Annotated in this window: 7 protein-coding genes and 2 pseudogenes; 4 read left to right on the top strand and 5 right to left on the bottom strand. The window is 65.8% G+C overall.

Annotated features, from left to right (window positions below; translation table 11 throughout):
- Nucleotides 1-29 precede the first annotated feature (29 nt).
- Nucleotides 30-443 carry a DUF5709 domain-containing protein gene (locus ACRDUX_RS14795; RefSeq protein ID WP_526414773.1) on the bottom strand — a complete coding sequence of 138 codons (414 nt, stop codon included), beginning with the start codon at nt 441-443 and terminating at the stop codon, nt 30-32.
- An 87-nt stretch (nt 444-530) separates the two neighbouring features.
- On the opposite strand from ACRDUX_RS14795, the gene ACRDUX_RS14790 reads away from it, so the two are divergent.
- Nucleotides 531-1,205: a cutinase family protein gene (locus tag ACRDUX_RS14790; protein WP_526414772.1), complete on the top strand. Its 675-nt coding sequence runs from the start codon at nt 531-533 to the stop codon at nt 1,203-1,205.
- A gap of 29 nt (nt 1,206-1,234) precedes the next feature.
- On the opposite strand, the gene ACRDUX_RS14785 is transcribed toward ACRDUX_RS14790, so the two are convergent.
- From ACRDUX_RS14785 to ACRDUX_RS14775, 3 genes and pseudogenes are all read right to left on the bottom strand, one after another.
- Nucleotides 1,235-1,507, bottom strand: coding sequence for a cupin domain-containing protein (locus ACRDUX_RS14785; RefSeq protein ID WP_526414775.1), 273 nt, complete (start codon nt 1,505-1,507; stop codon nt 1,235-1,237).
- A 147-nt stretch (nt 1,508-1,654) separates the two neighbouring features.
- Nucleotides 1,655-2,461: pseudogene (locus tag ACRDUX_RS14780) on the bottom strand (LLM class F420-dependent oxidoreductase); the annotation flags it as partial.
- Between the two features lie 57 nt (nt 2,462-2,518).
- Nucleotides 2,519-3,162: pseudogene (locus ACRDUX_RS14775) on the bottom strand (SDR family NAD(P)-dependent oxidoreductase).
- A gap of 335 nt (nt 3,163-3,497) precedes the next feature.
- On the opposite strand from ACRDUX_RS14775, the gene ACRDUX_RS14770 reads away from it, so the two are divergent.
- The 3 genes from ACRDUX_RS14770 to ACRDUX_RS14760 all read left to right on the top strand — a co-directional run bounded on the left by ACRDUX_RS14770 (nt 3,498) and on the right by ACRDUX_RS14760 (nt 5,711).
- A complete protein-coding gene (locus ACRDUX_RS14770; RefSeq protein ID WP_526414771.1) occupies nt 3,498-3,956 on the top strand; it encodes an RrF2 family transcriptional regulator in 459 nt (152 codons plus the stop codon).
- On the top strand, nt 3,949-4,800 hold the full coding sequence (locus ACRDUX_RS14765) for a helix-turn-helix domain-containing protein (RefSeq protein ID WP_526414770.1): 852 nt from the start codon (nt 3,949-3,951) through the stop codon (nt 4,798-4,800). The genes ACRDUX_RS14770 and ACRDUX_RS14765 overlap by 8 nt, the downstream gene beginning before the upstream one ends.
- A gap of 83 nt (nt 4,801-4,883) precedes the next feature.
- On the top strand, nt 4,884-5,711 hold the full coding sequence (locus ACRDUX_RS14760; protein WP_526414769.1) for an LLM class F420-dependent oxidoreductase: 828 nt from the start codon (nt 4,884-4,886) through the stop codon (nt 5,709-5,711).
- Between the two features lie 141 nt (nt 5,712-5,852).
- Here ACRDUX_RS14760 and ACRDUX_RS14755 read toward each other — a convergent pair whose 3' ends face one another.
- Nucleotides 5,853-6,734, bottom strand: a complete 882-nt coding sequence (locus ACRDUX_RS14755) for an NAD(P)/FAD-dependent oxidoreductase (protein WP_526414768.1) — start codon at nt 6,732-6,734, stop codon at nt 5,853-5,855.
- Nucleotides 6,735-6,741 lie beyond the last annotated feature (7 nt).

Here is a 6,741-nt window from a genome sequence, read left to right as displayed (position 1 = left end):
AGTTGGCGCCGCACGGTGGCGACGGCCGCTTAGTCCTCGTCCTCGTCGGCGATGACGTGGACCGCAGCCTCCTCGGCTGAGGCGGCTGCACCGTCGATGCCGACCTCACTGCCAATCAAGTCCTTCTCGGTGTCCGCGCCGAACCCTTCGTCGGGGGCGACGAGCCGACCGGCGCGGAGGTCCCCGACCTCGTCGTTTCCGGACTGCTCATCGGGCTCGTCGGGATCGTCGAGCTGCATCGCCGGGTCGGGCTCCTCCTCCGACAGCAGCTCGTCGAGGGTCTCGTCATCCCGGGGTTCCTTCCACCTGTCCGGAGGCGAGTAGCCCTCGTCGAGCAGGTCATCGACGCCCCTGTCGATCAGGGTGTCCTCCTGGGTGAGTTGGTTGTCGTCATCGACGCTGTACTCGCCTGTGCGTTCTTCGGGAGTCTCTGGGCTGCTCATGGCACCAACATGCCACACCGCGACGACTGCCAAACCGATCGCGCCGGGCGAGGGTGTCGCTCGGCGAGTCTGTGTCAGTCTGGGGACATGACAGCACGCGACGCCGCAAGGCGGACCTGCGCGGCCGCGGTGACCGGCTTCGCCCTTCTCATTGCGCCCGCGGGCGTCCCGACTGCCTCGGCGGCACCGTGTCCCGACGTCGAAGTCGTGTTCGCGCGCGGCACGTTCGCACCGCCGGGCGTTGGCGAAATCGGCCAGGACTTCGTCAACGCCCTGCGCGCCAAGGTCGGCGACAAGTCCGTCGGCGTCTATGCCGTCGTCTACCCGGCGAGCACCGACTTCCCCACCGCCGTCGACGGTATCCGCGACGCCGCCAACCACATCGAGGCCATGTCGGCGAACTGCCCCAACACGAGGCTGGTGCTCGGCGGTTACTCGCAGGGCGCGGCAGTGATCGGGTTCGTCACCGCAAACGCGGTACCGGCAGGGGTGGACCCGTCGGACAAGCCGAAACCCATGCCCGCCAACGTCGCCGACCACGTCGCGGCCGTCGCACTACTTGGCAAGCCCGACCCGGACTTCATGAAGATGATCGACTCTCCGCCCGTCACGATCGGTCCGCTCTATGCGAGCAAGGCCATCGAGTTGTGCGCGCCGGGTGACCCCATCTGCTCCACTGGGAGGGACGATGCCGCGCACACCAGCTATACGAAAGTCGGATTGACCGACCAGGCCGCCGCATTCGCCGCCGGGCGGGTGTGACACGGACTGGTTCTGGCGCTAAGGGCGTGTCACGGTGTCCGCACTTCGTTGGTCGGAAAGTCCGGGATCGGTGTGAAGACCTCGATCATGGTGGTGTCCTCGAGCGCCACGGCGGAATGCGGTATGCCACCTGGGATCCCGAGCGCCTCGCCGGGCCCCATGACGAGCTCCTTGCCGTCGACCACGTACTTCATCCGACCGGTCAGGATGACGTCGATCTGCTCCATCGGATGGACTTCCCGTTCGCTCGGATCCGCCGGGTTCGGGATCCCCGTGCCTGCCGCGACCGCGACTCGCAGCACCTGTGCGACGTCGGCGGTCAGCGCCTTGATCGTGATCCGCTCACCGAAGTCCCCCAATGGGGTAGGAGGGATCTCGTTCCAGATTCGGTGCTGGGGCCGGCCTGATCGAGCGGATCCGGATGGTGACCAGCCGAGGGAACGCGCGACGGCCACGTACTGGTCGAGTTGAGCCAGCGTTTCGCCTTCGTCGAGCGTCTCGAGGTCGAAGACGACGCGCTCCGCGCCGCTGTGTTCGTAACCGCGCAGGGCTGCCTCGGTGACCGGGCCGACGTGGGCGGCAGTGACCGCGGTGTCGGTTCCGGTCAGCGCGCGCAGTTGCGCCACCGACGCGGTGAGCTCCTCACTGCTGGGGCTGACGGCGTACCAGCCCGCTCCGAACCTCGCGATGCGCGGGAAGGCCGCGGGCCCGCCACCGAAGTAGAGGGGCGGGTGCGGGCGTTGGACCGGCTTCGGCCAGGCGTACAGCGGTTCGAGATTCACGAATTCGCCCTGGTATTCCGCGATCTCGCGGGTCCAGATCGCCTGCATTGCCTCAACGAGTTCATCGGTGAGCTTGCCTCGCGTCTTTGGATCGGTGCCGTGGCTCTCCATCTCTTCGCGGTTCCAGCCGATGCCCATCCCGAACAGAAGGCGCCCGTTCGAGATGAGGTCGAGAGTGGCGACCTCCTTGGCGGTGATGATGGGATCGCGTTGGGCCACCAGCGCCACGCCGGTACCGAGGAGCAATGACTTGGTGACCGATGCCGCCGCGGTCAGCGCCAAGAAGGGATCCAACATCCGGTAGTACTTCTCGGGCAGCTCGCCACCGGCGGGGAACGGAGAGCGCCGCGAGGCCGGAACGTGGGTGTGCTCGGTGACGAAGAGTGAGTCGAACCCTCGCTCTTCGAGTGCCTGCGCCAACCGGGCAGGCCCGATTCCTTGGTCGGTGAAGAAGGTAGCGACGCCGAATTTCATTGTGCCTCCAGTAGATGTGCAAACCGATGGATGACTTGGGCTGGTCCTTGGGACATGTCAGGCGGCTGCCTGGCCGCCGTCGACGATCAGGTCCGAACCGGTGAGGAAGGACGATTCACCCGAGGCGAGGAACAGGGCGCCGGCGGCGATTTCCTTGGCATCGCCCAGGCGACCCATCGGCAGGGTCACGGCGGAGCCGTCGTCGTCTCCGGGTACTTGTGCGGCGAATTCGGCCAGGCCGGGTGTGTCAATGGGTCCCGGGCACAGCGCAGTGACGCGGATGCCGCGCGGTGCCAGTTCGATCGCCCAGGAGCGGGCGAAGTTGCGGATCGCGGCTTTGGTTGCGGCATAAACACTTACGCCAGGAAGGCCCTTGATGCCTGCGACTGAGGACAGCAGGACGATCGATGCGCCGTCGTGCAGGAGCGGCAGCGCCTTCTGCACGGTGAACAGCAAGCCCTTGACATTGCCGTCGAACGTGGTGTCGTACTGCTCTTCGGTGATATCGCCCAAGCTGGCCACACTGCCGCCGCCGGCATTGGCGACGAGCACGTCGAGGCGACCGCCGCGTCGACCACTTCCTTGCGGCGCCCGGTCAGGTAGACCTGCGCACCTTCTGCGGCGAAGCGGCGCGCGGTCTCCAGTCCGATACCGGCGCTTCCTCCGGTGACGAGCGCTACTTTGCCTTCGAGTTGTCCCACGACGTGTTCTCCTTGTTGCGCAGATGGTGCGATTACGACGGTTGCCGGGTCGGCCTTGACGTGTCGGTAAGGACGAGTCAAGCCGGATGACGACACCCGCAGAAGGGCGAGCCTTCCTAGGAGTGCCGCACCCAGGAACGGCCCTCCCGCGGCACCGAACCGTCGACGGGTCGTCGAATGCCGTGGAGAGCAACGCTTTTCATTCGGACATCAGGATGAGCCGTTCGAATCTCACCCGCGGCCGATCCTGCCGAAGTGACACCTGCAACTGAAGCAGTTACAGTTGGTTCGAATCCCGCCGAAGCGGTGACCACCGAGCTTGGAACGGGTGCAGAATGAGCGCGAACAGCAAGATGACCCTGGCCGTCCACGTGCTGACGTGGATTGCGTTCGACCGCCGCGGCACAGCTGACGAGGTCGGCACCTCACGACGCATTGCGGCCAGCGTCAACACCAATCCGGTGGTCATCCGCCGGTACCTCGGCGAGCTACGGGAGGCCGGCCTCGTCGAGTCCAGCGGCAGTCGCGGGTGGGCCTTGTCCCGCGATGCCTCGAGGATCACCCTGCACGACGTCTACCGCGCGGTCGGCGGGGATGTCTTCGCCATGCACGCCTCGCCCCCTGACCACGAATGCCATGTGGGCTATGGGATCCAACCCGTACTGATCCGCGCCTACGAACGGGCCACCGCCGCGCTGTGCGACACACTGGCCAAGACGACCGTCGCCGACATTCTTCGCGACACCTTGGCCGAAGCCGCGACCGATAACAGGTTGGAGCTCCAACGTGCCTAGTAGTGCTTCGCCGCCATCGGTCAACCAGCTGGGCGGTTTCCTGCGCGCCCAGCGCGCGCGGGTGACGCCGCAGGAAGCGGGGCTGCCCGCGGCGTCGGGCAGGCGCGTCGCAGGCCTGCGGCGCGAGGAGGTCGCCGTCCTCGCTGGGGTGAGTGCCGACTACTACGCCCGCTTGGAGCAGGGCCGTGAGCGCACCCCTTCCGCGCAGGTCGTCGACGCGATAAGCCAAGCCCTACGACTCACCCCGGACGCCCGCGAGCACGCCTTCCGTCTCGCGAAGCTCTCGCCGAATTCCGCTCGAACCGGTGAGACCGTCAGCCAGGAACTCCTCCAGACGATGGAGGCGTTCCCGCATGCGATCGCCTACGTCACCAACCCCGCGCTTCGCGTCCTCGTCGCCAATTCCGCCGCCCAGGCCTTCATGGCGCCCATGCTGCATCAAGAGGACAGCGTGATGGCCGCGATCTTCCTCGACCCCGTGGCGCGGGAGTTCTACGTCAACTGGGGGGAGGTGTCGAAGGCGACGGTCAGTGCGCTGCGACTGGCCGAGGGCTTCGTCCCGCCAGATCCCGAAGTCACCGAGTTGGTCGAGCGCCTGTACCGCGACAGTCCGGTCTTCCGCGAACTGTGGGACGACCAGACCGTCGAGGGGCTGACCGCGACGCGGACGACGATCCGCCATCCCGAAGTCGGACTGCTGCAGATCACCCACCAGGTCTTCGACGTGCGAAGCGCCCCTGGCCAGCAGCTGACGGTCGCCACCGCCGCGCCCGGATCACCCAGCGCCGACGCGTTGGCGATGTTGGGGTCGTTGAACGCGACCAGTCGCCAAGAGAGGGTGTAGCGCACCTAGGAAGGCTCGCCCTTCTGCGAATGTGGCATTCCGAGTTTCATGGGTCCTACCACACGCGAAAGGGCCAAGCTCCCATGAAGTTCGGCATCAACTGCACGTTCACCGACCGATCAAGCATCACCCCGGCCGAGTACGGTCGCGCCGTCGAAGAACGGGGGTTCGACTCGATCTTCCTCTCCGAGCACACCCACATCCCCGTCAAGGAGGTATCGCCATATCCGTTCGGCGACCGCCCAGCCTCGCTCTACCACACCCTCGATCCCTTCGTGGCGCTCAGCGTCATGGCCGGGGTCACCGATCACCTACTTCTCGGCACGGGAATATCACTTGTCGCGCAACGTGATCCGATCACCACGGCCAAGCTCATCGCGTCGCTGGACCTAGGGTCGAACGGCCGGGTCATCTTAGGCATCGGCACCGGCTGGAATCTCGAGGAGGTGCCGACCCACGGCGGGAACCCCGCCAAGCGCGGGGCCATCGCGACCGAGCACATCCTCGCCATGAAGGAGATCTGGCACCACGACAAGGCGGAATTCCACGGCGAATTCGTCGACTTCGATCCGATCTATTCGTGGCCCAAACCCGTTCAGCGCCCGCATCCCCCGGTCTACGTTGGCGGCGGCGAGAAGGCCTTCCCCAGGGTCATACAGGCGGGTGACGCCTGGTTCCCCAATCCTGAGTCACCCGACGGGCTGGGGCCCAAGATCGAACGACTCCGCGCGCTCGCCGGCCGCGAGGTACCCGTAACGGTCATGCACGTGGGGCCGGCCGAGGCGGCCATCGTCGCCGGATACACCCAACTCGACGTCGAGCGGGTCGTCTTCCCCGTCGACACCGAGGCATCGGACCCGTTGGCGGTTCTCGATCGTCTGGTCGCCCTCACCGCCCAGTTGCGTTCCTAGGTGCAGCACTTGACTTGCGTTCACCCCTTTTGAAGGGCAAACCCACATGAGCATCGTCACCATCACCGGCGGCAGCAAGGGCATCGTCGACACGATCATCGAAGGCGGGCCCTACATGCGGACCGCGAACCCCTCATGACGCTAACTCACCGCTTGCACAATGCGGTCGCCGGCGAGCATCGACGCGTAACCGGACTCCTCCAGTTCACGGCAGTAGTGCTGATACACCTGACCGCCACCCATATAGACCAGGAACGCCTCCGGCTTGCCTGATACGTTCTCGCCGAGGAACCAGGCCTTGGCCTTCTTACCCTCGGTGTACATCACCGTGGACTTGCCGGTGCGCTCGGTCTCGGCCGCCCACCAATCCTCGGATTCCAGCGTGGCCTCGAAGGCCTCGACGCCGTTGTCCCGCGCCCAGCTCAGCGCACGTTGCAGCCACTGAGCGCCCAGCTGAATCGGCACCACCAGGTTCGAGTACGGCGTCTGCGGCCCCAGTGACATGAAGAAGTTCGGGAAACCGTGCACACCGATGCCCAGATTCGAGCGAAGGCCGTCACGGGCCCACCTGTCGCGCAATGTGATTCCTTCCCGACCGATGATGTCGATATTGGTCAGGGTGCCGGTCATCGCGTCGAAGCCAGTGGCGAAGACCAGCACATCGAGCTCGTACTCTGTGCCGCCGACGCGCACCCCGGCAGGGGTGATCGCGGTGATGGGCTCCGACGCGGTATCGACCAGACGCACGTGCTCCAGATTGAACGCGTCGTAGTAGCCATGGCCCGTCGGCACCCGTTTCCCATTGAACGAGTATGTTTTCGGGCTCAATAGGTCGGCGGTCGCCGGGTCCTTGACGATCTCACGGATCTTGGAGCGGATGAACTCCGAGGCCAGCTCGCTCGCGGCATGGTTGGTGGCTAGATCGTTGAAGCATTCGTTGGCGAAGTGGAATCCACCCTCGTTCCACTTGCCCTCGAAGATGGCCCGGCGCTGTTCCTCGGAGACCTCCAGGGCGCAGGTCATTCTGGAG

Origin of the sequence: Mycobacterium sp. (assembly GCF_050701675.1) — a bacterium.
Taxonomy (GTDB): domain Bacteria; phylum Actinomycetota; class Actinomycetes; order Mycobacteriales; family Mycobacteriaceae; genus Mycobacterium.
This window is presented reverse-complemented; position numbering and strand designations above follow the sequence as displayed.

Coding starts and splice junctions, on each gene's coding strand:
- ACRDUX_RS14795 (WP_526414773.1), bottom strand. CDS start 443: ATGAGCAGCCCAGAGACTCCCGAAGAACGCACAGGCGAGTACAGCGTC.
- ACRDUX_RS14790 (WP_526414772.1), top strand. CDS start 531: ATGACAGCACGCGACGCCGCAAGGCGGACCTGCGCGGCCGCGGTGACC.
- ACRDUX_RS14770 (WP_526414771.1), top strand. CDS start 3,498: ATGAGCGCGAACAGCAAGATGACCCTGGCCGTCCACGTGCTGACGTGG.
- ACRDUX_RS14760 (WP_526414769.1), top strand. CDS start 4,884: ATGAAGTTCGGCATCAACTGCACGTTCACCGACCGATCAAGCATCACC.
- ACRDUX_RS14755 (WP_526414768.1), bottom strand. CDS start 6,734: ATGACCTGCGCCCTGGAGGTCTCCGAGGAACAGCGCCGGGCCATCTTC.